Consider the following 26,019-nt stretch of genomic DNA (forward strand, 5'->3'; position numbering starts at 1 on the left):
GCGGTCGTGCTATTGACGCCGCCATGCTCGACACCGTCCAGCCACACCAGCATCCGCAAACCGGCGTGCCGCAAAACCATCTCGCGCGGGAATTCGCCGAGACGCTGCGGCTGGCCGTGCCGATGATGCTGACGCAGCTCGGGCAGATTGCGATGATCACGAGCGATCTGGTGCTGATCGGCCGGCTCGGCGAGGATGCGGTGGCGGCTGCGGCACTTGCGCACACCGTCTATTTCGTCAGCTTCACCTTCGGGCTCGGCCTGATGGCTGCGGTGTCCCCGCTGGCCGCGCAGGCGTTCGGCGCCGGCGACGTCAGGCGCATCCGCCGCTCCTTGCGCGTAGGCCTGTGGGTCGCGTTCCTCATATCGCTGCCGATGATGGCCTCGCCGCTTTATGGCGAGCACATCCTGATCGCGCTCGGACAGGCGCCGCATTCGGCCGGCCTCGCGCAGCGCTATCTGAACGGCCTTGCCTGGGGCATCGCGCCGGCGCTCGGTTTCATCGCGCTGCGCAGCATGATGAGCGCTGTGAACCGGCCGCAGCCGCCGCTGTGGATCACGCTCGCAGCGATTCCTGCGAATTTCGCGCTGGTCTATTGCCTGATCCATGGGCTAGTCGGCCTGCCGGAGCTCGGTCTGTTCGGCGCGGGGCTTGCGACCACGCTGGTCAATCTCGGCACCTTCATCGCCGCGCTCGCCATTGCGGGGTGGCGCAAGCCGTTCTCGGACTACCATCCGCTGGCGCATCTGTGGCGGATTGACTGGCCTTTGACGCGCCAGCTGATCGTGATCGGCGCTCCGATCTCGTTCTCGCTCCTGCTGGAATACGGCCTGTTCTCCTCGGCCGCACTCCTGATGGGCCTGATCTCGACTACCGCGCTCGCCGCGCACCAGATCGCGCTCCAGGTCACGGCCGTGCTGTTCATGGTCCCGCTCGGCATCGGCATGGCCGCGACGGTGCGGGTCGGTCACGCCTTCGGCCGCGACGATCCGGCGGGCGTGCGACGTGCGGGCCTCGTCGCCGCGCTGCTCGGGATCGCGTTTGTATCAGCGCTGACCGTTGCCATTATCCTCGGCCGCTATGAGCTGGGACGGCTGTTCTTCGGCAACAGCGAGGCCAGCGCGCCGATAGTCGAGCTGACCGCGACATTGCTGCTGGTCGGCGCGACCTTCTTCATCGCCGACGCGCTGCAGACCATCATGGGCGGCGCGCTGCGTGGCATCAATGACACCAGGATGACGCTGGTGTTCGCCGCCATCGGCTACTGGTGCGTCGGCTTCCCGATCGCCTGGACGCTCGCGTTCCACGCCGGCCTCGGCGCGGTCGGTGTCTGGACCGGATTGTCGATCGGATCGTTCGTTTATGCCGGCCTGTTGATCTTGCGCTTCCGCATGTTGACGCGCAAACTGCTGGAATGACGGGACCCGTTCGCGAAATTACGCCTGATGTCGATGCCGGTACGGTGCTGTCGGGCGCGCAGTTCATCGACGCTTTTCGTGTCGAGGTCGGTGCGGCGCAATTGAGCGCCCGCGAGGCCTGTACCCGAATGGTGCTGCACGGGCCGCGCTGGATCGATGCGCTGACGCGCTTGCGCAACATTCTGGTGAGCCCTTTCGGTTTGAAGACATCGGGTGAAGGCGCTTACGCACCCGGCGGCCTGATCGGCCTGTTTCCGGTGGTGAGCGAGACGCCGGAGCGGCTGATCGCCGGCTTCGACGACTATCATCTCGATTTCCGTATCGTGGTCGATGTCGCCGGCGAAGCGACGCTTCGCCATGTCACCGTGACCACCCTGGTGAAAACGAACAATTTGCTCGGGCGGACCTACCTCGCGCTGATCACGCCGTTCCACAAGCTCGTGGCCCGCGGCATGATGGGCCGAATTGCGGAGCCGGCGCGATGACATTGTCCGTCGACCTGTTCTACTCCTATCGCAGTCCCTTCAGCTATCTGGCTTTGCCCAGGACACTGAAGCTCGTCGAAGAATATGACCTCAAGGTCAATCTGCGGCCGGTCTATCCGCTCGCGGTCCGCGTGCCCGGGTTCTTCAAGAAGGCCAGCCCGAACTTCATTCGCTATGTGGTGCTCGACAGCACGCGCGTGGCGGAGCACGAAGGCATTCCGTTCCGCTTTCCGCGGCCCGATCCGATCGTGCAGGACAAGACGACGCTCGATGTTGCGACCGAGCAGCCCTACATCCATCGCCTGACGCGATTAGGCGCCATGGCGCAGCTCGAAGGGCGCTCGCTCGAATTCACATATGCGATCGCGCGCGTGCTGTGGGATGGTTCGGTTGCCGGGTGGAACGAGGGCGATCATCTGGCGCGCGCCGCCGCGAAAGTCGGCTTCGATCTTGCCGCCATGGATGCCGCGATCACCGCCGACCCGGATCGCTACGAGCAGGTGATCGCGGAGAATGAAAAAGACCACGCCGCCTCGGGCCATTGGGGCGTGCCGACCTTCGTGTTCGAGAACGAGCCGTTCTTCGGTCAGGACCGCATCGACCTGCTGGTCTGGCGCATGCAGAGCAAGGGCCTGACGAAGCGCTAGAACGTGCGCTCAATGGCAGCAATGCAGCCCGTCACATTCGAACCGGCTGCCCGAGCCCCAGCAAGTTACCTTCGCTATCGCGAAACCACGCGCCCCGCTCTCCAATTCCCTTGCTGGGATAGTTCCCGGTAATCTCAGCTATGCCATCGACCGTCTTCAGGCCGGGCAGATCGTACTCCTCGAATTCGACCCCGCGCGCGCGAAGCTCGCGTACGGTTGCCTCGATATCCTCGACGTCCCAACCCATTTGCGTATGCGTGCCGGATTGCATTCCGCCTGAGAGGAATATCGCGAACTCACCCCCAGCGCAGACGTAGCGGAGTCCACCTCTGCGTTCTTCCACCGGCCTGAGCCCAAGTTTTTCGGCGTAAAATGCCCGCGCGCGCTCGAGGTTTTGGGCCGGAAGCCGCGTCGCAACCTTTGCGTTGCCCAACATGCTCTCTCCTTTCCTCTCGGTCCGAGACCTGCTTGCCTTCCCTACTCTGCCACGCGCGCGGACTTGTCGCGCGCGGCCTCCGACCATTCGCCGACGACGCGGTCGAGATCGCAGAGGTTCTGGTGCATCTGCTCCAGCGAGAAACCCAGCGCGAAGAAGCGTTCCGCGGTATCGCTTGCATGGCCGCGGATCAGGCCGTCCTGGCGTACCGCCGCGACCGCTTCGGCGTAATGCTGAAGCGCGAGATGGACAGGATGGATCGGCGGCGCGCCGGCGCCCTCGCGCAAGGCTTCGGCCGCCGACTTCAGAAAGCGTGCGATCGCAGCGCCGACCTCCGCCAGCGGCGCGGCAAGGCGGACCTGCACCTCGACCGGCAGCGGCACCACGGTGGCACGGCCGATCATCACGACGTCGTGGCGCAGCCGCAAGATCGTGCGCAACAGGGGGCCGGTGTCGGGACCGCTCGACAGCCGCGCCGAACGCTCGCGCTCGGCCTCGGCGCCGATCGCATTCATGTCCACGATGGCGGTGCCGATGCCGTCCTGGATCCGGTGCAGCGCGTCGTTGTCGCGGCCGCGGGTGAGGCCGGCGAGCAGTTCGGTGAAGGCCTCCGCGATCAGCTCGAGCAGCTTCGCGGCGCTGGCGCGGATCTGCCGCACCGCGCGCGAGGGCAGCACCAGGAAGGAGACCAAGAGCCCGGTGATGGCGCCGACCGAGACCTCGCTGACGCGATCGATAGCGGACGCCAGCGGATCGGCATGATGCATGGTCGGCACCAGCAGCACGATCACCGCGGTCACGGTAGCGGTGCTCAGGTTCGGATAGATCGCGGCGACGAGCGCGAGCGGCGCGACCGCGAGCACCAGCAGCCCCAACAGCCCCGCTTCGCTGGAATAGGGCAGCGTGATCGCGATGGCGCCGCCATAGATGGCGCCGCCGATCGTGCCGAGCATGTAATCGCGCGTCGCCTTCAGCGAGCGGCCGACGCTCATCTGGGTCACGATCAGCGAAGTCAGGACCGCCCAGAGTGGCAACAACAGATGCAGCGCGGTCGCGAGCGCATAGGCGGCCGTCGCTGCCACCGTGACCCGGATCGCCAGTCCCAATTGCGTCCGTCGCGGCCGGACCCGGTCGAACAGCTCTTTCGCACCTGCCATCGTCTGATGTCCCGATCCTCTCAAGGCCAGGCAAAAGCATAGCTGATGCCCGCGGCCCCAAGGCTGCTTGAAAGGCAAAATCAGCCCGCCTAACTTGCCGGCCAAAACGAGGAAACACGATGGCCCACGAAACCGCAACGCTCGCCGCCTATGTCGCCAAGCTGAAATTCGCCGATATTCCGGCGGAGGTGCTGGAGCGCGCCAAGGCGCTGACGCTGGACTTTTTGGGCAGCGCCATCCGGGCCCGGCGAGAGGCCGAATCCACCCCCTCGCTGCTGAAGATGCTGGAAGCGCTGGCGCTCGACACCAAGGGCTGCTCGACCGTATTCGGCGACAGCAAGACCTGGACGCCGGCGGTGGCGGCCCTGCTCAACGGCGCGCTCGGCCATTCCCTCGATTTTGACGATACGCATGCGGATTCCTCGCTGCATCCGAGCGCGCCGGTGGTTCCGGCCGCCTTCGCCGTCGGCGAGATGGTCGGTGCTTCCGGCCGCGATGTGCTGACGGCGATCGTCGCGGGTTATGAGGTCTGCTGCCGGCTCGGCAACGCGCTCGACCCGACCTCGCATTATGCGCGCGGCTTCCACCCGACTGCGACCGCCGGCACATACGGCTCGGCCGCAGCGGCAGCGAAATTGTTCGGGCTCTCCGAGCCGCAGATCATCGCCGCCTTCGGCGTTGCCGGCAGCCAGGCTGCGGGCTCGCTGCAGTTTCTGATGAACGGCGCCTGGAACAAGCGCTACCAGGTCGGCGCCGCCGCCATGAACGGCGTGATCGCAGCGACGCTGGCGCGCAACGATTTCGTCGGTGCGACGGAATCGATCGAAGGCAAGCACGGCCTGCTCACCGGCTACACCGACGATCCGCATCCGGGCAAGGCGATCGCCGAGCTCGGCAAGACCTATGAGACCATGAAGATCGGCGTGAAGCCGTATCCGAGCTGCCGCTACACGCATGCTGCGATCGACGCGCTGATCGCGATGCGGCGCGAGCACAATCTGACGCCCGACCAGGTCAAGCGCGTAGAGATCGGCCTGCATCGCAACGGCATCACCCTCACCGGCGATGCCGCGACCAAGCGGCATCCGACCTCGATCGTCGGCGGCCAGTTCTCGATGTTCTTCACCGGCGCGCTCGCGCTCGACCAGGGCTCGTTCGGCTGGGACGATTACGCGAGGCTCGGCGATGCCGCGATCGACGCGCTCGCGGACAAGTTCGACGTGGTGCAGGACGACCGGCTCGAGATCGGCCGCACCCACCCCTTCGGCGCGCGCGTCAGCATCACCACGGACGATGGCGTGCACGAGCGGCTTTACGCCGACCCTTCCGGCGAGCCCAATTCGTTCCCCGACGCACAGGCGATGCAGCAGAAATTCCTGACGCTGGCACGGCCCGTGCTGAACGCACGGGCCGACAAGTTCGCCGATGCGATCATGACGCTGGAGCGTTTCGACCGCGTGGCCAAGGCGACGGAGCTGGGACGGCAGTAGCCGTCTAGTTCGCTCCCGCCAGCTTTCCCTTCTCGCGCGTTGCGGCCACGACATCGCGCACGAGATCGAACACGCCGTCGGCTTGCGGCGGGAAGTTCGGCGAGCGGCCGAGGCGCACGATCACCAATTTCTCCGACGGGATCACGATCGTGTACTGGCCGATCGTGCCCTTGGCGAAGAAGGCATCGCGCGGCCAGCCGTGCTCGACGCGAAATTTCGCGCCGAAGCTGTTGCCCTGATTGGTCCAGAAACCGGCGCCGATGCCGACCCACGCGTTGGGCGTGGCCGATGCCGAATAGTTCACCCAGCCCTCGGGCAGGATACGCTTGCCGCCGACGACGCCGTCGTTGAGATAGAGCTGGCCGAAGCGTGCCCAGTCGCGCGCGGAGGCCATCATCTCGCCGGCGCCTTCGATCGTGCCTGAAGCATCGAGCTGGAGCGTGACGTCGGTCATGCCGAGCGGCGCGAACAATTCACGGCGGGCAAAGCGGAGCGCGTCGGCCGGCTTGCCGCCGGCGGCGTCGCGAATGAGATGCGAGAGGATGATGGTGTTACCGTCGTGATAATTCCACGCGGTGCCCGGCGCGGTCGCAAGCGGCGCGCGCTCGGCAAAGCCCGCCATGTCGTCCTCGACGTATTTCATGGTGTTGACCGGCTCGAGCACGGAACCGAGCGAGGCCTGCAACGAACTGCCGAGCGCAAGGCCGGCGGTGTGACGCAGCAATTGATCGACGGTGATGGCGTGACGCGGATCTTCAGGATTTTTCCAGGCGGCGACCGGCGCGGGCCCATCCAGCTTGAGCTTGCCCTGGCGCACGAGAATGCCAGAGAGTGCCGAGACCACCGACTTCGTCATGGAGAAGCCGAGCAGCTGCGTCTGCGGCCCGATGCCGTCGGCATAGCGTTCGGCGATGACGCGGCCGCCCTTCATGATGACGATCGCGCGGGTGCGGCGATAAGGCGGCTGCGCGGGCTCGGTGAAGGCGCGGTCGAGCGCGGCTGACAGCGCGTCGCTTTGCGGCGGCACCAGTCCGGCGCCGGCGATATCGGGGAGCAAGACCGGCTGCTTGTCGTCAGGCGGCAAAGCGACACCGGCAATCCCCTGGCCGTGCTCGAGCGTGCAGCCGAGCCCCTCGCGATAGACCGCATGGCTGCGGCCGATGCCGAACAGGCTGACCGTGACATCCTTGCGGGCGCGATCGATCTGCAAATTCATCGCCCAGGTCAGGAGCCCGCTGCCCGGCATCGCGTCGGTCGTTTCAGTGAGGTCGCGCATGGGATCAAGGCCGGAGACGAACGTCTCTGAGCAGAGCGTGTGCGCGATGAAGCCGGTGGCAATCTTGGGCACGTCACGGGCCCGAGCCGTGCCAAGCGCGAGGCCGGCACAGGCGATGGCGGTGGTAGCGAGGATGATCTTGCGGCGAGGGGTCACGGGTTGTCTCCGGCTGCGGGGCGAGTGCGGGAGAGCAGGCCGGATGCGGGCGATACGCGCTCGCCGGGTTTGGAAATCGGCCTCGTCGAAATTGATCGGGGCTCGTCGATTCTGGAATTATTGTGTGATTTCAAAGGCCTGAAATCTAAGCCGCATCGACCTTGAGCCGGCGATATTCCGTCGGCGTCACCCCGGTCACCGCCTTGAAGGCACGGTTGAACGGGCCCAGCGACTGGAAGCCGGCGTCCATCGCGATGGTGATGACGGGAACCTCGGCCTGCGCGGGGTCGGCGAGGGCGGCCTTGGCCTCCTCGATCCGATGGTTGTTCAGGAATACATTGAAGTTGCGATAGCCGAGCCGCTGGTTGATCAACCGGCGCAGCCGGTATTCCGGAATTTTCAGCCGGCCTGCCAGCACGCCGATGGTGATGTTCTCGTGACGATAGATCCGCTCGTCCGCCATCAGGCGCATCAAGGCATCGATGAGCTTTTGGTCGGCCGAGGCATCCGCCGCAGGCTGACTGAAAACACGGGGCGGCGCGGGCTCCCCCGCAGCCGGAAACAGATCCGCGCCGTCCACGCGCATCATGGCATAAACGATCGCCGCCACGGTGCAGGCGAGCACGCCGGCGTTGATGGTTTCGGCTGCAGTGCCGATGTGGTGGCCCGCGGTGGCGATCTGGAGCACCGCATTCAGCCCACCATAGAGCGCGATTGCACAGACTATGAAGACGCGAACGCGGCGGCGGCGCTCGACCAGGTCGGCCGGCCAGGAGGCGATCATCTCCCAGAGCGCTAGCACGATGAAACCGAGAGCGATCAGATTGACCACCGTCACCGAGAACCGCACATGGCCGCTGGGTGCAATCCAGACGCAGCCTGCGAAGCTGAAGGCCGTCACCAGCGCCCAGATCAAGCCGTGCCACCAGCGGATGCGAAACTCGTCGTCGAACAGGGCGCGCGTGAACAACCAGAACACCACGATGGTGCCGGTCGATATTGCGATCAGCGGTGCATGCCAGAGCGGGACCCGCGACGTGACATCCATCGAATAGCTCACCGCATGCGCGGCCGAACCCAGCGCGAAGGCCGCGCCGAGGCGAGCAGCGAGCACTTTGCGGAAATCGGCGAGCAACGACGCTGCCAGCACCAGCAGCAACGCGACGCTGGCAGCGCGAAAGGCGAGGTCGAGGGTGGCAAGGGTCATGGGGCGATGTGAACGATCACGGTTAGGATCGATCGAACATCGTTCGTTGGAGTATTTTTTTCAAGGACCATCCTCGCTCTCCGCTGTCATCGCCCGGCTCGACCGGGCGATCCAGTACTCCGAGATGCTAATGATTGAACCGATAGACCGCGGCGTACTAAATCGCCAGCTTTCGCGGGCGATGACAGCGGAGCATGTGGCGCTAATACCACGCCACCTCCGCGCCGCCCCATTGTGGCGACGCCGATGCGAAATTCTGCTACGCTCGGGCTCGCAATTGAGAAGGAGTCCACCATGAGCTGGCAACCCTCCAACGATCCCGTGCTCGGCGATCCCATGTCCTGCGATGCGCTCGATCTCGTCATCGTGCCGCGCACCCGCGACCTCGGCGATGGATTCGCGGTGCGGCGGGCGCTGCCGCATGGCAAGCGGCAGATGGTCGGGCCCTTCATTTTCTTTGATCATTTCGGTCCGGTGCAGTTCGTCTCCGGCAAGGGCATGGACGTGCGGCCGCATCCGCATATCGGGCTTGCCACCGTCACCTATCTGTTCGACGGGTCCATCATGCATCGCGACAGCGAAGGCAATGTGCAGGAGATCGCGCCCGGCGCGATGAATTTGATGACGGCGGGCCGCGGCATCGCGCATTCCGAGCGGACGCCGGATGCACAGCGCGCTTCGGGCCAGCAGATGCTCGGCCTGCAGAGCTGGATCGCGCTGCCTGAAGGCTCGGAAGAGATCGATCCCTCGTTCCAGCATTATGCGGCGGGGGATCTGCCGATGATCTCGGAGCGCGATTTCACCGCGCGGGTGATTGCGGGCTCTTCATTCGGCATCTCCTCGCCGGTGAAGATGGTCTCGCCCTGGTTCTACACCGAGGTCACGGCCGCCGCCGGTGCGACCGTGCCGCTCGACCCCGACCACGAGGAGCGTGCGATCTATGTGGTCGACGGTGAGGTCGAGATCGCAAATGAGCGCTATGAGGGGCCGCGGCTGCTGATCTTCCGACCCGGCGATCGCATCACCGTGAAGGCGCTGAAGGCCACGCGGATGATGTTTCTGGGTGGCGATGCGCTGGAAGGGCCGCGGCACATCTGGTGGAATTTCGTTTCGTCCAGCAAGGAGCGGATCGAGCAGGCCAAGCAGGACTGGAAAACCGGTCGCTTCGCCGCAGTTCCACAGGAACATGAGTTCATTCCGCTGCCGGAATAGGCTAATCCGGTGTCCGGCCGCAGCATCAGGCGCGGCTGGACTTATTTCCTGAAGGCTCTGCCATGACCACCATGCTCTCCAGCGACCTGCCCCTCGCCAAGATCGGCCGCGGCAAGGTGCGCGATATCTACGCCGTCGACGACGACCGCCTGCTGCTCGTCACCACCGACCGCATCAGCGCCTTCGACGTCGTGATGGCAGAGACCATCCCGATGAAGGGCGCGGTCCTCACGCAGATCAGTGCATACTGGTTCAACAAGCTCGAAGGCATCGTGCCGCATCACATGATCAGCGCCGATACCGACGAGATCATCACGGCCGTGCCGGCCTTGAAGCCGCATCGCGCCGAGATCCTCGGCCGCACCATGCTGTGCAAGCGCACCACCGTATTTCCGATCGAATGCGTGATCCGCGGCTATCTCTCGGGCTCGGCCTGGAAGGAATATGCACAGAGCGGCACGCTGGCGGGCGAAAAGCTGAAGACCGGTCTCGTCGAAAGCGAGAAGCTCGATCCCGCGATCTTCAGCCCCGCGACCAAGGCCGAGAGCGGCCATGACGAGAACATCACCATCGCGAAAATGCGCGAGGTCGTCGGCGACGAGGTCGCCTATACGCTGGAGAGCATGACGCGCGCGATCTACACGCTCGGCGAAGAGCTGGCGCGCGAGCAGGGCATCATCATCGCCGATACTAAGTTCGAGTTCGGCCGCGACAAGGACGGCCGAATCATCCTGATCGACGAAGTCATGACGCCGGACTCGTCACGCTTCTGGGCGGTCGATACCTACAAGCCCGGCCAGCCGCAGGCCAGCTTCGACAAGCAGCCCTTGCGCGACTATCTCGACGTCGAACGCCGCGCGGGCCGCTGGAACGGCGACGCCCCGCCGCCACCGCTGCCCGCGAGCGTGGTCGATGCGACCAGCAAGCGGTACCTCGAAGCCTATCGGCGCGTGACGGGGGTGGAGCTGAAGATTTAGCTCGTCCGCTGCCGCACACTCTGTTGTTGCGAGCGAAGCGAAACAATCCAGGATCCCGCCGCGGAAACGGTCTGGATTGCTTCGCTTCGCTCGCAATGATGTGGAGAGGCCGGTGCACTCCTCGGGGTCTCCGACGCCGCCTTCTCCTTCATCAATGGCCGTTGAGGGACCCGGGCACCCGATTGCGCTAGGCTCCCCGTTCTCATCGCGCGAGCAGCGAGGAAGGGGCGTGGCAGATTCAACGATCCAATCCAGTCCGTTGCTCCGGTTGAATCCGGCGATCACACGTGCTCTGAATGATGTGCTCGGCGGTGCTGCCGCCAGCGTCCTGACCGTCACCCTCGGCCTGTCCTATTCGGTCCTGATCTTCGCCGGTCCGCTGGCGTCATATTTGAGCACAGGCGTCGGCGTCACCTTCATGGCATCGGCCGTTCTGGCCCTCGTCGTTGGGCTCGGAAGCTCGCTGCGCTTTGCGATCGCCGCGCCTGAGGCCTCGACGGCCGCCATGACGGGGATCGTCGCCTCGTCGCTGGTCGAGCGGATCACCGCCGTGGATCCTACCGCACCGCTTCTGGCGCCGGTGCTCGTCACCTTTGGTCTCGTCAGCATCGCCACCGGCCTCGTGCTCTGCACGTTCGGCGTCACGCGGATCGGCCGCGCCATCCGGTACGTACCGTATCCGGTGGTCGGCGGCTTTCTGGGCGCGACCGGCTGCCTGATCCTGCTGGGCGCCATCAGGGTCATCACCGGCCAGCCGCTTCAACTGGCAACCCTTGGACGCTTTGCCAACACGACCACGGTCTTCGAGCTCAGTGCCGCCTGCGCGATGGCCGCAGTGCTCTATCTCACCTGGCACCGCTCGCGCACGCCGATCGGACTGCCGCTGATCCTGATCGCGGGCACGATCGCCGCGCATGTCGCGTTCTGGGTCGCCGGCATTTCCCCGGCGGAAGCACAGGCGCTGGGATGGACGTTTCATCCGCCGCAGCAGATCGGGCTGGAATGGCCGTGGACGACGCAGGCGCTCGCTCACTATCCCTGGTCCACGCTACCCGAATTGTCCGGCAACCTCATCGCGGTGATCTTCGTCACGGCATCGAGCACGCTCTTCAACACCACCGGTGTCGAGGTCGCGACGCACCGCGAAGCCGACCTGGAGCGCGAATTGAACGTCACCGGCCTTGCCAACATGCTTTGCGGTGCGCTGGGCGGGTACACCGGCTGCATCTCGGTCAGCCGCTCCATCCTCAACTTTTCGGCCGGGGGACGCGGCCGCCTCTCGGGCCTGACCTCCGCGGCGATCTCGGCCTCGATGCTGGTCGTTGCGCCGACGCTGCTCGGCTTCATGCCCAAGCTCGTGCTGGGCGGGCTGCTGGTCTATCTCGGCAGCGACACGCTGCACAAATGGATCGTGCAGTCGCGACGGCGGCTGTCAACGCCGGAATATCTGTCGCTGCTTGCGATCATCCTCATCATCCTGAAATGGGGTTTCGTCGCCGGCATCCTGATCGGCATCGTGATCGGATGCACGATCTTCGCACTGAGCGCCGCGCGCGTCAGCTCCGTCAAGTTCGGCTTCGACGGCACCGAATATCGTTCGTCGCTCGACCGGTCGCGCGACGAACAGGCGCTGCTGGCGGCCCATGGTCGCAACATCCAGGGCCTGATGCTGCAGAGCTATCTGTTCTTCGGCTCGGCCAACCGTCTCTACCAGCACGTCAAGGGCCTGCTGCACCGGCACCCGGAATGCCGCTTCCTCGTGTTCGATTTCAAGCTCGTGACGGGGATCGACTCCTCGGCCGCCTACAGCTTCGACCAGATCAAGCGCACGGCACGGGACCGCGGCATCGAGCTCGTGCTGGTGCATCTTCCGCCGGGTGCCGCCAAGGCGCTGCGCGCCAGCGGCTTCATCTCGCCCGAAGTGCGGATCACGCAGGAGCTCGATCATGCGCTGGAATGGTGCGAGAACGAGATCATTGCCCGGCATCGCGGCCAGGCGCGGGGAGAGGCTTCCTTGCGCGACTGGTTGACCCAGATCCTGGGCGACGAGGACGACGCTGCACGACTGGGCCGTCGCTGCGAACGTCTCGAGGTCAAGGCCGGCGAAATCATCGTGCGGGCCGGCGAAGCCGCCCATTCCATGCATTTCATCCTCGATGGCCGCGTCGGAATCATGATCCCCGCCGAGCAGGGCGGCATGACCCGGGTCCGCAGCCTCGGGCGCTGCACCACGATCGGCGAGATGGGCCTGGTCGCGCGGACCCCACGGAGCGCGACCATCCAGGCCGAGATCGACAGCGTGCTCTACGTGCTGGGCGCGCAGCAATTCGACGCGATCAAGGACGAGGATCCCGCGCTCAGCCAAAAGCTGCTGACCTATTTCGTGTCGGTGATGGCCGAGCGGCTGACGTTCGCGAACCGAACGATCGCGGTGCTCAGGCGATAGCGAAAGAGATCCGGCAGGCTAGGACCGGATCGCCTGGTCTTCATCCAGGGCGAGCAGGAGTTCGGCCACCCGGTTGGCGGAGGCCGTCCATTCTGCGAGCTTGGCGTAGTTGTCCGTGAACCAGTTGAACGCGGTCTGGACGACGACAAAGGCCGCCGATGCCTGCACCACCTCGCCAAGCGTCATCGCATCGACCAGATATTTGGGAAGACACAGCAACAGACCGATCACCGGCGTGATCAGGAGACTGGTGTAGGTGACGAGCGTCATCCGCATCAATTGCCAGCAATAGATGCGCCAGATCGCGATCACGGCCTTCAACGCCGATACCACGGCGTGGAGGCCATTCGGCCGATCCTCGGAAACGACCTTCCCTTCACCGCTCTCGCGAACATGCGTCCCGATCGCCCGCAGTTCGGCCTCCATGCGCTTGTTCTCTTCGATGACCCGCGTCAGATGCCCGGCCGTCAGCCAGATGCCGAGCGCCAGCAGCGCGGCATAAACGATGACGGCAAGCACGAGATAACCGGGAATCGTGAAGTCCATCCCATCGAGATGGACCTGCAAATTGCCGCCGACGGACCAGAGCACGCCGATGAACGTCCCGATGGTGAGCAAGGACTGAAGCAGCCCGGTGGCGAGATCGACCGGCAGGTCGGTCGCGACCCTGGCGTCGTCGGCGATACGATATTCGGGTGCCTCGTGGTGTCCGGCGAGGGCACCTGACCTCGCAGGGTGAGAACCTCCCAGCCACTGGCCATAGAGGCGATTGCTCAACCATTCGCGCCAGGAGCGCTGCAGGGTCATCCGCCCCCATACCGAGAAGACCGTCAAGGCGATACTCGCCACCGCCAGCGGCAGAAACCGGTACGCCTGGTACAGCAGCTCTGCCTGATCCTTGCGGCCGATGGCGTTGAAGAAGTCCCGATTCCAGAAGTTCAGGGCGTATTGGGTCAGGAGTTGCAGGATCACATTGACGATCAACCCGAGGACGAGAGCCCATGCGACCCAGGCGGTGGGGCCCCGCCAATATCCTGAAGCGCTCTTCCAGAAGCGGCCAAGCAGCCGCTTCTCACCCGGAACGAAAGAGGTCCTCGTCAGCATTCGCGAGCCGCAATCCTGGGTGCGGCACCACCCTATGATGCCGCTCGCGCCAAATTACGGTGTCAAATTACGGTGTCTTGCTCGAGGCCATTTGACCTGCGTCAAGCGGGTCCGACGGCTACACCCCGGCCATCATAACGTATTTGATCTCGACATATTCTTCCATGCCGTGACGGGAGCCTTCGCGCCCGAGGCCGCTTTCCTTGACCCCGCCGAAGGGCGCGACCTCGGTGGTGATCAGGCCGGTGTTGACGCCGACCATGCCCGATTCCAGCGCTTCGGCGACGCGCCAGACGCGGCCGATGTCGCGGGAGTAGAAGTAGGACGCGAGGCCGAACGGCGAGGCGTTGCACATGGCGATGACGTCGGCCTCGTCCTTGAAGCGGATCACCGGCGCGAGCGGGCCGAAGGTTTCCTCTTGCGACACCAGCGAGTCCGGCTTGACGTCGGCGAGCACGGTCGGCTCGAAGAAGGAGCGTCCGAGTTCGCTGCGCTTGCCGCCGGTCACGACCTTGGCGCCGCGCTTGACGGCATCCGCGATGTGACGCTCGACCTTGTCGACCGCCTTCATGTTGATCAGCGGACCTTGCGTGACGCCGCTCTCGGTGCCGTCGCCGATCTTCATCGCCGCAACCTTCGCCGACAGCTTCTTGACGAACTCGTCGTAGATCTTGTCCTGGGCATAGAGGCGGTTGGCGCAGACGCAGGTCTGGCCCATGTTGCGATACTTCGAGACGATCGCGCCCTCGACCGCGGCATCGATGTCGGCGTCATCGAACACCACGAACGGCGCGTTGCCGCCGAGCTCGAGGCCGAGCCGCTTCACCCCGACCGAGGCCTGCTGGTAGAGGATCTTGCCAACCGCGGTCGAGCCGGTGAAGCCGACAAAGCGCACCGCCGGATGCTCGCACAGCACCTTGCCGATGGGGGGCGCGTCACCGGTGATGATGTTAAGCACGCCCTTGGGGATACCGGCCTTCTCGGCAAGCACGGCCAGCGCGAGCGCCGACAGCGGCGTCTCGTTGGCCGGCTTCAGCACCACGGTGCAGCCCGCGGCGAGCGCCGGCGACACTTTGCGCGTGATCATGGAGTTCGGGAAGTTCCACGGCGTGATCGCGCCGCAAACGCCGATCGGCTGCTTGATCGCCAGCAGCCGCGCATCGGGGCGCTGCGACGGGATGGTCTCGCCATAGACGCGACGCGCTTCCTCGGCGAAGAACTCGATATAGGCGGCGCCGATGTCGACCTCGCCGAGCGCTTCCGACAGCGGCTTGCCCTGCTCGGAGGTGAGGATCAGCGCGAGATCCTCGCGGTTGGCGATGATCAGCTCGAACCATTTGCGCAGGATGTTGGAGCGCTGCTTGGCGGTGTGCTTGGCCCAGGCCGGGAACGCGCGCTGGGCGGCTTCGACCGCCTTGGTGGTGTCGTCCGCACCCAGCTGCGGCACCTTTGCGAGCTCGACACCGGTCGCGGGATTGTTTACCGCGAAGACCGGCGTACCGACCCAGGCGCCGTCGATGTAGCAGGCCTCCTTCAGCAGCGACGGGTCCTTCAACCGGTCACGCAGGGTGGCAGTGGCATGCTGGGCTCGTGCGGCAGCGGTTGGCGTCATGGCGTTACTCCCTCGGGGGCGGTCAGGATCGGCCGGAATATAGGGGCGGACGGGGAGCAATGCACCGCCCGACAACGCACAGCTGATGGGAGATACGCTGGCAGCGGCGGGTTACGCCGCGCCGCTCATGTAGGTCTCACGCCGGCCGATCATGCGTTCGGCGGCCGCCTTCGCGTCGGCTTTCGAGGAGGTCGCGCAGGTGCGATATTCGAGATCGGGCACGTCCGACGGGTTGCGGCGGCCGAACCAGCTCTTCGAACCGACCGGCAGCAGCGCCAGCGCCTGCGCCAGATTATCGACCGCGCCGAACGAATAGAGCGCGCCTGATCCGGCGACCCGCACTTCATAAATGCCAGGCGAGATTGGCGCTTCCAGATTGTCGCCCCGTCCGGGACGGGGATAGCGCTTCCATTCGCTCCAGGTCGAAATCATCTCATGTCCCCTCGCGGCCGCCAGGACCGCCAAATTTGCATCAAATCCAAACGTCAGCCGCAGGCCGGGCCGCAAGCTGAACGTCGCAACGCACAAAATGTTTCAAGTGTTTAAACGCCCGAAACATATCGCCGCGGCCATCCAAGGTCACGGTCAGTAGCGGCCATCCACCGCAGATTGTGAAGGTGTGTTGCAGATCAGTCGTCCCGCGCGGGGCCGGAACCGTCAAGTCACGACATCGCGACCGGCGCGCAGGTTGAGATGCTTGCCGCGCGCGACCTCCGGGAGGACAATCCGATCACTTCCAACAATAATCAAACCGGAGGAAATGCGGATGCAAAGCAAAGCTGAGATCGACGAGATTCTGCGTAAGACAAGCGATGCGAAGGAAATCCCCGGCGTCGTTGCGATCGCCGCCAGCGGTAACGACGTGCTGTATCAAGGCGCGTTCGGCAAGCGCGATCTCTCCAAACCCGAAGCGATGACCTTGGACAGCGTGTTCTGGATCGCCTCGATGACGAAGGCGGTGACATCGGCCGGCGCGATGCAGCTGGTCGAGCAGGGCAAGCTATCGCTCGATGCGCCGATCGGATCGCTGTTGCCCGATCTCGCCAATCCGCAAGTGCTCGAGGGCTTCGATGCCAAGGGCGAGCCAAAGCTGCGGCCGGCGAAAAGCGCGATCACGCTGCGCCAGCTGATGACCCACACCGCGGGCTTCTGCTACGACATGTGGAATCGCGATTTTGCGGCTTACATGGAGAAGACCGGCACGCCTGGAATCATCACCTGCCAGAACGCCGCACTGAAGACGCCTGTGATGACCGATCCCGGCACGCGCTGGGAGTACGGCACCAATATCGATTTCGTCGGCAAGGCGGTGGAAGCTGCGAGCGGCAAGCGGCTCGACGCCTATCTTCGCGATAATCTGTTCACGCCACTCGGCATGGGCGACACCGCCTTCAAGATCAGCGATAACATGCGCAAGCGTCTGGTCGGCATGCATGCGCGCGGCGAGGATGGCCAGCTCGCCGCGATCCCGTTCGAGCTTGAGCAGAGCCCCGAATTCCACATGGGTGGCGGCGGCCTCTATTCGACCGCGGCCGACTACATCAAGTTCACCCAGATGATCCTGAACAAGGGGCGCGGCAACGGCAACCAGGTGCTGAAGCCGGAGACGATCGCCGCCATGAGCCAGAACCAGATGGGCGACCTCAATATGACCAGGATGGCCACGGCGGCGCCCATCTATACTAACGACGTCGATCTGTATCCGGACCAGGTGAAGAAATGGGGCCTCAGCTTCATGATCAACACCGCAAAGACGCCGGAAGGCCGCAGCGCCGGCAGCCTCGCCTGGGCGGGCCTTGCCAACACCTACTACTGGATCGATCCGGCGCGCGACGTCACCGGGGTAATCCTGATGCAGCTCTTGCCGTTCGCCGACGCGAAATGCCTGCAGGCCTTCGCGGGATTTGAGCGTGGCGTCTATGCCGGGCTCGATGCCGGCAGCGGCAAGAAGGCGGCATAACTCCTTAGTATGAGGCGCGCAGTGTCGCGCGCCTCCCTGGCAACGGATAACCTCGTGCCCGAAAGCCATCGGCTTGAACGGCACGAGGCGAGGAAGGTTCGAGGAGATGAACTTGGCGCACGATCTTGCAGACAAGGCCGAAAGCTACGTTTGCGGCATCTCGGACATGCCGCTGCTCGGCGACACCATCGGCCGCAGTCTCGACCGTGCGGCACGGCGCTGGGGTGATCGCGAGGCACTGGTCTCGCCCAGCCACAGCGTGCGATGGACCTGGACGGAATTCGCCGAGCGCGTCGATGCGCTGGCAGCAGGCTTTCTTGCGCTTGGACTCGCGCGAGGCGAGCGGATCGGCATCTGGTCGCTGAATCGGCCGGAATGGACGCTGACCCAGTTCGCAGCCGCCAAGGCCGGCCTGATCCTGGTGACGATCAACCCCGCCTATCGACTCAGCGAGCTGGAGTTCGCGCTGAAGAAGGTCGGCTGCGCGGCGATCGTCACCGCGACGGCCTTCAAGACCAGCCAGTACATGGAAATGCTCAACACGCTGCTGCCGGAGCTGAAGAGCGCCACGCCCGGACAGTTGCGGGCAGCCCGGCTGCCCGCCTTGCGGATGGTGATCCAGATCGGCGGTCCGGCCGCAGCAGGCACGATCCCGTTCGAGGACGTCGCGCGCATGGGCAAAACCGAGCATCGCGAGGAGCTTGCAACGCTCGGCGCTGCGCTTCAGTTCGACGATCCCGTCAACATCCAGTTCACCAGCGGCACCACGGGATCACCAAAAGGCGTGACGCTGACGCACCACAACATCCTCAACAACGGCTATTTCACCGGACGCGCGATGCGCCTGACGGAAGCGGATCGCATCTGCATCCCGGTGCCGCTCTATCATTGCTTCGGCATGGTGATGGGCAATCTCGCATCCGTCACCCTCGGCGCGACCATGGTCTATCCCGGCGAGGGCTTTGACCCGCTCGCGACGCTGCGCGCGATCGAGCAGGAAAAATGCACGACGCTGTACGGCGTGCCGACCATGTTCATCGCCGAGCTCGATCACCCCGAGTTCAAGACGTTCGACCTGGCATCACTGCGTACAGGCATCATGGCCGGCGCGCCCTGCCCGATCGAGGTGATGAGGCGCGTTAACACCGAGATGAACATGCGCGAGGTCACGATCGCCTATGGCATGACCGAGACCAGCCCGGTCAGCTTCCAGAGCGCGACCGACGATCCGCTCGAGCGGCGCGTCTCCACCGTCGGGCGGGTTCATCCGCATGTCGAGGTGAAGATCGTCGATCTCGAGGGGCGGATCGTCAAGCGCGGCGAACGCGGCGAGCTCTGCACCCGCGGCTACAGCGTCATGCTGGGCTATTGGGAGGAGAAGGAGAAGACCGCCGACGTGCTCGATTCCGCCGGTTGGATGCATACCGGCGATCTCGCCGTCATCGACGACGAGGGCTATTGCAACATCGTCGGCCGCATCAAGGACATGGTGATCCGCGGCGGCGAGAACCTCTACCCGCGCGAGATCGAGGAGTTTCTGTACCGTCACCCCAAGATCCAGGATGTGCAGATCTTCGGCGTGGCCGACACCCGCTATGGCGAGGAGCTCTGTGCCTGGATCCGGGTCAGGCCTGGCGAGACACTGACCGCGGAGGAGATCCGCGCCTTCTGCGACGGCCAGATCGCCCACAACAAGATCCCGCGCTACGTGGAATTCGTCGACGAATTCCCGATGACCGTGACCGGAAAGATCCAGAAATTCGTGATGCGGGACGCGGTCGAGCAGCGGTTGGGGTTGAGGGCCGCGAAGACGGCGTGAGGTGCTGACGCCCCCCACAATGGCTGTCATTCCCCGCGAAAGCTGGGAATCCACTACGCCGCGGCCTCTCGATTTAACAACTAACGTCTCTGGAATACTGGGTCGCCCGGTCAAGCCGGGCGACGACAGCGGAGTGTGACGCGCGCACCTGCGTCAGGCCATCAGCAGAGCCCTAAACCGTCAGCCCGCGCTGCTGGGCCAGCTCCTTCAGCGACACGAGCGGGCGCGCGCCGATGTGCTGGATCACTTCGGCCGCGGCAAGCGCGCCGAGTTCGCCGCACTGCTTGTGCGAGAGGTCGCGCGAAAGGCCGTACAGGAAGCCTGCGGCGAACAGATCGCCGGCGCCGGTGGTGTCGACCAGTTGCGAGATCGGCGAAGCGGGAGCCGCAACAGCATCCGTCGGCGTCACCACCACGCACCCCTTTTCGCTGCGGGTCACCACGCCGAGCCTGACGTCGTTGCGCAATTGCTTGAGCGCGGTGTCGAAGTCGGAGGTCTCGTAGAGCGAGTGCAGCTCTGACTCGTTGGCGAACACGATGTCGGCGGTGCCGTTCCGCATCAATCCCAGGAATTCGTCGCGGTAGCGGCCGACGCAGAAGGAGTCCGACAGCGTCAGCGCCACCTTGCGGCCGGCCTCGTGGGCGATCTTGGACGCCTTGAGGAAGGCTTCCTTTGCGCCCGGCGGATCCCAGAGATAGCCTTCGAGATAGACGATCTTGGCGGCGGCAATCTCGGCCGGATCGATATCGGCCGGCGACAGGTCCTGCGCTGCGCCGAGATAGGTGTTCATGGTGCGCTCGCCGTCGCCCGTGACCAGGATGTAGGAGCAGCCGGTGGCGGGGCCGTCCTTCGCAGCCGGCGTGTTGAAGGCGACGCCGGCGGCGCGGATGTCGTGGACATAGAGCTTGCCGATCTGGTCGTCCTTGACCTTGCCGACATAGGCCGCACGCGCGCCGAAGCTGCCGATGCCGACGATGGTGTTGGCGGCCGAGCCGCCCGAGACTTCCGTCGCCGGGCCCATGTCGGCGTAGATGGCGGCGGCCCGCGCCTCGTCGATCAGGGACATGCTGCCCTTGGCCATGCCATGCTTGACCAAAAAGGCTTCATCGGTCCGGACCAGCACGTCGAACAGCGCGTTGCCGATACCGAGAACGTCATATTTCACGTCAGCCATTCACCTTGATCCTGCTTGGCGGATTGCGAACCTTACGGAAATCCGCTTCCTGTCGGCTTGAAATCTGGCCCGCGGCCTATCACGACCGGCCCTACGCGGGCAAGCAACGGTATTATGCACGCGCAATGATCCGCTCCTTCCTGACCGTCTCGACGGGAACACTGGCCTCGCGCCTCCTGGGCTTTGCCCGCGATTCCCTGATCGCGGCGCTGCTCGGCACCGGCGCCGTGGCGGATGCATTTCTCGCCGCCTTCCAGCTTGTCAACGTGGTGCGGCGGCTGCTCAGTGAAGGAGCCCTCAATGCGGCGCTGATCCCGGCCTGGCTGCGCGTTCGTGATCGTGATGGCGCGGAGGCCGCTTCTGCCTTTGCGGGGCGCGTGCTCGGCACGGTCAGCGCGACGCTGATCGTGATCTCGAGCGGAATCGCTGTTTTGATGCCGCTGATCATCATGATCATCGCGCCGGGCTTCGTCGGGAGCAGTACGCTCGATCTTGCCGTCCAGAACGCGCGGCTGATGCTGCCTTATCTCGCCTTTGCCGGCCCGGTCACGGTGCTGATGGGATTGCTGAATGCGCAAGGGAGATTCGCGCTCACCGCGTTCTCGCCGCTGCTGTTCAATATCGCGCTGATCGCGGCCATCGGCGCGCTGCTGCTATGGCGGACCGATGCGGCGCTCGCCGCATGGACGCTCGCTGCGACCGTCGGCATCGCCGGCCTGCTGCAACTCGTGATGCTGGGGTCGCAGCGAAGCGCGCGCCTCGCGACACCGTTGCGCGCAAGCTTCGACAAGGAGATGCGCGGCTTCTTCGCCAAGGCCATCCCCGGCATGATCGCAAGTTCGGGCCCGCAATGGCTGATGGTCGCGGGCGCGATCATCGCTTCCGCAACGCCGTCGGCCGTGTCCTGGCTCTATTTCGCCAACCGCCTGATCGAGCTGCCGCTCGGCATTGTCGGGGTCGCCATGGGCACGGTGCTGGTGCCGGAGCTGACGCGTGCAGTCGGGAGCGGCGACCCCGAGGCGGTTGCGCATGCGGAAGCGCGTGCGCTGGAGCTTGCGATCGGGCTCGCGCTGCCCGCCACGCTTGGCCTCGCCGTGCTCGCCGAGCCGATCGTGCGGCTGCTATTCGAACATGGCGCCTTCGGCGCCGAGGACAGCGCGGCGACCGCGCATGCGCTGATGTGGCTGGCGCTGGGCCTGCCGGCGCATGTGTTGATCAAGGCGCTGTCGCCCGCCTTCTATGCCCGCAGCGACACGATGACGCCGCTGCTTGCAACGGCCAAGGGCTTTGTGGTTGCGGTCGTGCTCGCCGTGCTGCTCGGTCACGTCTTCGGCGCGAGCGGGATCGCCGCGAGCATCGCGGCCGGCGCCTGGAGCAGTGCGGCCTCGCTGCTTCGGAAAGGCACCAGCGAATTCGGTTTCTCGATCGATGCGACGGCACGCGCCCGGCTGCCACGGATCGTGCTGGCGGCCGCCGCCATGGGCGCCCTGCTCTGGCTGACGGCGGGTCTCGTCCCTGCCGAGGCCCACGGGTTCATCCGCTTCATCGTGCTGGGCCTGCAGATCACCGCCGGCATTGCCGTTTACGGCATGCTCCTGCAAGTCCTCGGAGCAGCTTCCTGGCGCGAGGCTGTTGCCGCCCTGAAGCGGTCCGCCTGACGAATTGCCCTTGACGGAGCAGCGCCGCTGTTGGAAACGACGGCCGGCGACCTCTCAGGAAGACTGACCATGCCATTCGTTGAACGGGTTTTTTCGGGCGTCCAGCCGACGGGCAATCTGCACCTCGGCAATTACCTCGGCGCCATCGTCAACTTCGTGAAGATGCAGCAAACCCACAACTGCATCTATTGCGTCGTCGATATGCATGCGATCACGCAGGGCGTCGACGTCTGGGGCGGGCCGACGGAGCTCGCGCGCGTCACCCGCGAGGTGACCGCGGCGTTCATCGCCAGCGGCATCGATCCGAGGAAGCACATCGTGTTCAACCAGAGTCAGGTCTCCGGCCACGCCGAGCTCACCTGGATATTCAACTGTGTCGCGCGCCTGGGCTGGCTGAACCGCATGACCCAGTTCAAGGAGAAGGCCGGCAAGGACCGCGAGAACGTCTCGGTCGGGCTCTACGACTATCCCGTGCTGATGGCCGCCGACATCCTGCTCTACCGCGCCACCCACGTTCCCGTGGGCGAGGACCAGAAGCAGCATCTCGAGCTCTCGCGCGACATCGCCCAGAAGTTCAACAACGATTTCGGCGACTCGATCCGCAGCCACGGCTTCAATGATGGCCTGTTCTTCCCGCTGCCGGAACCCTTTATCACCGGCCCCGCGACGCGCGTGATGAGCTTGCGCGACGGCACCAAGAAGATGTCGAAGTCGGATCCGTCAGACAATTCGCGCATCAATCTGACCGACGACGCCGACACCATCGCGCAGAAGATCCGTAAGGCAAAAACCGATCCGGAGCCGCTTCCGAGCGAAGAGAAGGGCCTGGAGGCGCGCCCCGAAGCCGACAATCTCGTCGGCATCTTCGCGGCACTCTCCGACCGTTCAAAGGCGGACGTGCTGCGCGATTTCGGCGGCGGCCAGTTCTCCAGCTTCAAGAACGCGCTGGCGGAGCTGTGCGTCACCAAGCTGGCGCCGATCGCCGGCGAAATGAAGCGCCTGGTCGCCGATCCCGGTCATATCGACGCGATCCTGAACGACGGTTCCGACCGGGCCCGCGCCATCGCTGACGAGACCATGACGCTCTCGAAGGACATCGTCGGCTTCATCCGCCGGCGTTGAACTCCAACTGCGTAGATGTGTCTCTTCTAGGCACGGCTCACCAGAAGTCCGTCATGCCCGGGCTTGTCCCGGCCATGACGATGCGATGATATTTCGCCGCCTTAACCCTCTGAAATAACTACGAAATGGCCGCTTTCGCCCTTGACCGTGCGTTCCCCATCGCCATCTGCTAGGGAATAGGGCACGCGTCGGCCTTGAACCGGCGACGTCTGGAGAAAGCCATGTTCATTCAAACCGAAGCCACCCCCAATCCCGCCACGCTGAAGTTCATCCCCGGCCGCGTCGTGTCCGATGGCAGCCCGATGGAATTTTCGAGCCGCGAAGCTGCCGGCCGTTCGCCGCTCGCGGAAAGACTGTTCGAGGTGCCCGGCGTCACCGGCGTGTTCTACGGATCGGATTTCATCACCGTGACCAAAGCGAGCGGTGAATGGCAGCAGCTCAAGCCCGCGATTCTCGGCGCCATCATGGAGCACTACATGTCCGGCGCGCCGCTGCTCGCCGACGGCCAAGCGCAAGCCGATGTCGATCTCGACGACGAGGACGAGTTCTTCGACGAGGCCGATGCCGAGACGGTCGACATGATCAAGGACCTGATCGAGACCCGGGTACGGCCGGCGGTCGCCAATGACGGCGGCGACATTACCTTCCGCGGCTTCAAGGACGGCATCGTCTATCTCAACATGAAGGGCGCCTGCTCGGGCTGCCCGTCCTCGACCGCGACGCTCCAGCACGGTATCCAGAACCTGCTCAAGCACTTCGTACCCGACGTGGTCGAAGTCCGGCCGATGTAATCAGGCGCCGTAGGGTGGGCAAACGCGCACTTGCGCCGTGCTCACCATGCATTCGGAAAGGAAATGGTGGGCAAGCTTCGCTTTGCCTACCCCACGAAGTGCGGCGATATTTGGGGGCTACGAAGAGTGCGCGACGAATGGCGAATGGCATTCCGATCGGCTAGACTATTCGCTATTCGCCATCAGTCGTTCGCTTTTCCATGCTGATCCTTGCCATCGATACCGCGCTTGAGGCGTGCGCGGCCGCCGTGCTCGACACCGATGCGGGCGAGCTCCTTGCGCGGGAGCAGCTGCTGATGAAGCGCGGTCACGCCGAGGCACTGATGCCGATGATCGCGCGCGTGATGCAATCGGCCAATCTCGCCTTCACCTCGCTCGATCGCATCGCGGTCACCCTCGGTCCAGGAAGCTTCACCGGCCTGCGTGTCGGCATATCGGCGGCCCGCGGCCTCGCGCTCGCGGCGAAGCGGCCCGCCGTCGGCGTGACCACCTTGTCGGCTTACGCGGCGGCTATCGTCGGCCAGAGCGGAACAGCGCCGGTCATCTCGGCGATCGATGCCCGGCACGATCATGTCTACTTCCAGATTGTCGCCGGCGACGGCAGCCAGCTGGTCCAGCCGGCCATCGCCCCGATCGACGAAGCCATCGCGACCTCGCAATTCGGCGCGCCGCATCTGGTCGGTAATGCCGCAAATATCCTGGCCGACCGCTGGCCGAAGGATGGGCCGCAACCGGTCGCGGTTGACGCGCAGCCCGCGCCCGACATCAGCTGGGTGGCCTGGCTCGGCGCCGCGGCCAATCCCGACCTCAATCCGGCGCGGCCGTTCTACCTGAAAGCGCCCGACGCAAAACCGGCCGCACAGCCGCCGCTCGTCCAAGCTGCAAGCTCATGATGAGATGGCTTTCGGAATGGTGGCGCGGCGGCACCGCCTCCGTCGAGCCGGCCTCCGCGCGCGATGCGGCGCGGCTGGCGCAGCTTCACGGCCAGTCTTTCGCGCACGGCTGGGGCGAAGGCGAATTCGAGACCATGCTCATCGAGACCAACACGCTGATCCATCGCTTGCGCATGGGCCGCAAGACCATCGGCTTTGCGGTGTCGCGGATCGGTGCGGACGAAGCGGAAATCCTCTCGGTTGCGGTCGATCCGGCCTATCGCGGCCGAGGCCTCTCCCGCACGCTGCTGATGACCCATCTTGGCCATCTCGCCGGCCGCGGTGTGCGCACGATATTTCTTGAAGTCGAGGAGAACAACCAGCCGGCCCGACGGCTCTATGCGGGATGCGGATTCGTGGTGGTCGGGCGCCGCGAACGCTATTATAAGCAGGCCGACGGGGAACAATTGAACGCACTACTGATGCGACGTGACTTGTCGTAACATCAATCGCAGAAAGCGCCCCGTCGGGCGGACACGATATGACTGGACTTAAACCTTCTTCCGCATCCAAGGCGACCGGCATCGAGGCGCGTTGCGCCGCAACCGGAATGCGCATGACCGAGCAGCGCCGGGTCATCGCCCGCGTGCTTGCCGAAGCGGTCGATCACCCCGACGTCGAGGAATTGTACCGCCGCTGTGTCGCGGTCGACGACAAGATCTCGATCTCAACCGTGTACCGCACCGTCAAACTGTTCGAGGACGCCGGCATCATCGAACGCCACGATTTCCGCGAGGGACGCGCGCGCTACGAGCAGATGCGCGACAGCCACCACGATCACCTCATCAATCTGCGCGACGGCAAGGTGATCTAGTTCACCTCGGAGGAGATCGAAAAGCTGCAGGCGGAGATCGCCCGCAAGCTCGGCTACAAGCTGGTCGATCACCGGCTCGAGCTCTATTGCGTCCCGCTCGACGACGACAAACCGACGTCTTAAGTC

Annotated in this window: 22 protein-coding genes and 1 pseudogene; 15 read left to right on the forward strand and 8 right to left on the reverse strand. The window is 64.8% G+C overall.

Going from position 1 to position 26,019, the window contains the following annotated elements:
* Positions 1-23 precede the first annotated feature (23 nt).
* The 3 genes from IF809_RS12750 to IF809_RS12760 are packed head-to-tail and all read left to right on the forward strand — an operon-like array spanning position 24 to position 2,550.
* Positions 24-1,418 (forward strand): MATE family efflux transporter, encoded by a 1,395-nt coding sequence (locus IF809_RS12750; protein WP_462837730.1) that lies wholly within the window; start codon positions 24-26, stop codon positions 1,416-1,418.
* The gene (locus tag IF809_RS12755; RefSeq protein ID WP_453981114.1) at positions 1,415-1,903 is read left to right on the forward strand and encodes a DUF2867 domain-containing protein; all 489 of its coding nucleotides are present in this window, start codon (positions 1,415-1,417) and stop codon (positions 1,901-1,903) included. The genes IF809_RS12750 and IF809_RS12755 overlap by 4 nt, the downstream gene beginning before the upstream one ends.
* Complete coding sequence (locus IF809_RS12760) at positions 1,900-2,550, forward strand: 2-hydroxychromene-2-carboxylate isomerase (protein WP_462837731.1); 651 nt, start codon at positions 1,900-1,902, stop codon at positions 2,548-2,550. Before IF809_RS12755 ends, IF809_RS12760 begins: the two co-directional genes overlap by 4 nt.
* 31 nt (positions 2,551-2,581) lie before the next feature.
* On the opposite strand, the gene IF809_RS12765 is transcribed toward IF809_RS12760, so the two are convergent.
* Complete coding sequence (locus IF809_RS12765; protein ID WP_462837732.1) at positions 2,582-2,986, reverse strand: VOC family protein; 405 nt, start codon at positions 2,984-2,986, stop codon at positions 2,582-2,584.
* Positions 2,987-3,027: 41 nt separating this feature from the next.
* Positions 3,028-4,143 carry an FUSC family protein gene (locus tag IF809_RS12770; RefSeq protein WP_462837733.1) on the reverse strand — a complete coding sequence of 372 codons (1,116 nt, stop codon included), beginning with the start codon at positions 4,141-4,143 and terminating at the stop codon, positions 3,028-3,030.
* Positions 4,144-4,262: 119 nt separating this feature from the next.
* Between IF809_RS12770 and IF809_RS12775 the strand changes: the two genes are divergently transcribed.
* The gene (locus IF809_RS12775; protein WP_462837734.1) at positions 4,263-5,633 is read left to right on the forward strand and encodes an MmgE/PrpD family protein; all 1,371 of its coding nucleotides are present in this window, start codon (positions 4,263-4,265) and stop codon (positions 5,631-5,633) included.
* A 4-nt stretch (positions 5,634-5,637) separates the two neighbouring features.
* On the opposite strand, the gene IF809_RS12780 is transcribed toward IF809_RS12775, so the two are convergent.
* On the reverse strand, positions 5,638-7,065 hold the full coding sequence (locus IF809_RS12780; protein ID WP_462837735.1) for a serine hydrolase domain-containing protein: 1,428 nt from the start codon (positions 7,063-7,065) through the stop codon (positions 5,638-5,640).
* A gap of 145 nt (positions 7,066-7,210) precedes the next feature.
* Positions 7,211-8,272 carry an AraC family transcriptional regulator gene (locus IF809_RS12785; protein WP_462837736.1) on the reverse strand — a complete coding sequence of 354 codons (1,062 nt, stop codon included), beginning with the start codon at positions 8,270-8,272 and terminating at the stop codon, positions 7,211-7,213.
* 294 nt (positions 8,273-8,566) lie between these two features.
* Here IF809_RS12785 and IF809_RS12790 point away from each other — a divergent pair, with 294 nt between their 5' ends.
* The 3 genes from IF809_RS12790 (at position 8,567) to IF809_RS12800 (ending at position 12,907) form a co-directional block, all read left to right on the forward strand.
* Positions 8,567-9,484 (forward strand): pirin family protein, encoded by a 918-nt coding sequence (locus IF809_RS12790; RefSeq protein WP_128963070.1) that lies wholly within the window; start codon positions 8,567-8,569, stop codon positions 9,482-9,484.
* Positions 9,485-9,546: 62 nt separating this feature from the next.
* Complete coding sequence (locus IF809_RS12795; RefSeq protein WP_462837737.1) at positions 9,547-10,461, forward strand: phosphoribosylaminoimidazolesuccinocarboxamide synthase; 915 nt, start codon at positions 9,547-9,549, stop codon at positions 10,459-10,461.
* Between the two features lie 229 nt (positions 10,462-10,690).
* Entirely contained in the window at positions 10,691-12,907 is a 2,217-nt protein-coding gene (locus IF809_RS12800) for an SLC26A/SulP transporter family protein (protein WP_453981123.1), read from the forward strand.
* An 18-nt stretch (positions 12,908-12,925) separates the two neighbouring features.
* On the opposite strand, the gene IF809_RS12805 is transcribed toward IF809_RS12800, so the two are convergent.
* The 3 genes from IF809_RS12805 to IF809_RS12815 all read right to left on the reverse strand — a co-directional run bounded on the left by IF809_RS12805 (position 12,926) and on the right by IF809_RS12815 (position 16,055).
* Positions 12,926-14,011, reverse strand: a complete 1,086-nt coding sequence (locus IF809_RS12805) for an SbmA/BacA-like family transporter (protein ID WP_128963072.1) — start codon at positions 14,009-14,011, stop codon at positions 12,926-12,928.
* Between the two features lie 118 nt (positions 14,012-14,129).
* Positions 14,130-15,623: an NAD-dependent succinate-semialdehyde dehydrogenase gene (locus IF809_RS12810; protein ID WP_453981124.1), complete on the reverse strand. Its 1,494-nt coding sequence runs from the start codon at positions 15,621-15,623 to the stop codon at positions 14,130-14,132.
* Between the two features lie 111 nt (positions 15,624-15,734).
* Positions 15,735-16,055, reverse strand: coding sequence for a hypothetical protein (locus IF809_RS12815; RefSeq protein ID WP_128963074.1), 321 nt, complete (start codon positions 16,053-16,055; stop codon positions 15,735-15,737).
* Between the two features lie 334 nt (positions 16,056-16,389).
* On the opposite strand from IF809_RS12815, the gene IF809_RS12820 reads away from it, so the two are divergent.
* Both IF809_RS12820 and IF809_RS12825 read left to right on the forward strand, forming a co-directional pair.
* Positions 16,390-17,583, forward strand: a complete 1,194-nt coding sequence (locus tag IF809_RS12820) for a serine hydrolase domain-containing protein (RefSeq protein WP_462837738.1) — start codon at positions 16,390-16,392, stop codon at positions 17,581-17,583.
* A 166-nt stretch (positions 17,584-17,749) separates the two neighbouring features.
* Positions 17,750-19,402 carry an AMP-binding protein gene (locus tag IF809_RS12825; protein WP_462837780.1) on the forward strand — a complete coding sequence of 551 codons (1,653 nt, stop codon included), beginning with the start codon at positions 17,750-17,752 and terminating at the stop codon, positions 19,400-19,402.
* Positions 19,403-19,574: 172 nt separating this feature from the next.
* Here IF809_RS12825 and IF809_RS12830 read toward each other — a convergent pair whose 3' ends face one another.
* Positions 19,575-20,576 (reverse strand): adenosine kinase, encoded by a 1,002-nt coding sequence (locus tag IF809_RS12830; RefSeq protein WP_128963077.1) that lies wholly within the window; start codon positions 20,574-20,576, stop codon positions 19,575-19,577.
* 125 nt (positions 20,577-20,701) lie between these two features.
* On the opposite strand from IF809_RS12830, the gene murJ reads away from it, so the two are divergent.
* From murJ to IF809_RS12860, 6 genes and pseudogenes are all read left to right on the forward strand, one after another.
* Complete coding sequence (gene murJ, locus IF809_RS12835; RefSeq protein ID WP_462837739.1) at positions 20,702-22,234, forward strand: murein biosynthesis integral membrane protein MurJ; 1,533 nt, start codon at positions 20,702-20,704, stop codon at positions 22,232-22,234.
* A gap of 69 nt (positions 22,235-22,303) precedes the next feature.
* Positions 22,304-23,356, forward strand: a complete 1,053-nt coding sequence (gene trpS, locus IF809_RS12840) for a tryptophan--tRNA ligase (protein ID WP_462837740.1) — start codon at positions 22,304-22,306, stop codon at positions 23,354-23,356.
* A 221-nt stretch (positions 23,357-23,577) separates the two neighbouring features.
* The gene (locus tag IF809_RS12845) at positions 23,578-24,147 is read left to right on the forward strand and encodes a NifU family protein (protein ID WP_462837741.1); all 570 of its coding nucleotides are present in this window, start codon (positions 23,578-23,580) and stop codon (positions 24,145-24,147) included.
* A 200-nt stretch (positions 24,148-24,347) separates the two neighbouring features.
* The gene (gene tsaB / locus IF809_RS12850) at positions 24,348-25,040 is read left to right on the forward strand and encodes a tRNA (adenosine(37)-N6)-threonylcarbamoyltransferase complex dimerization subunit type 1 TsaB (RefSeq protein WP_453981128.1); all 693 of its coding nucleotides are present in this window, start codon (positions 24,348-24,350) and stop codon (positions 25,038-25,040) included.
* The gene (gene rimI / locus IF809_RS12855) at positions 25,037-25,522 is read left to right on the forward strand and encodes a ribosomal protein S18-alanine N-acetyltransferase (RefSeq protein ID WP_462837742.1); all 486 of its coding nucleotides are present in this window, start codon (positions 25,037-25,039) and stop codon (positions 25,520-25,522) included. The genes tsaB and rimI overlap by 4 nt, the downstream gene beginning before the upstream one ends.
* Before the next feature lie 38 nt (positions 25,523-25,560).
* Positions 25,561-26,016: pseudogene (locus tag IF809_RS12860) on the forward strand (Fur family transcriptional regulator).
* The last annotated feature ends 3 nt before the right edge of the window (positions 26,017-26,019 follow it).

The sequence above is a fragment of the Bradyrhizobium sp. UFLA06-24 genome (assembly GCF_054967145.1).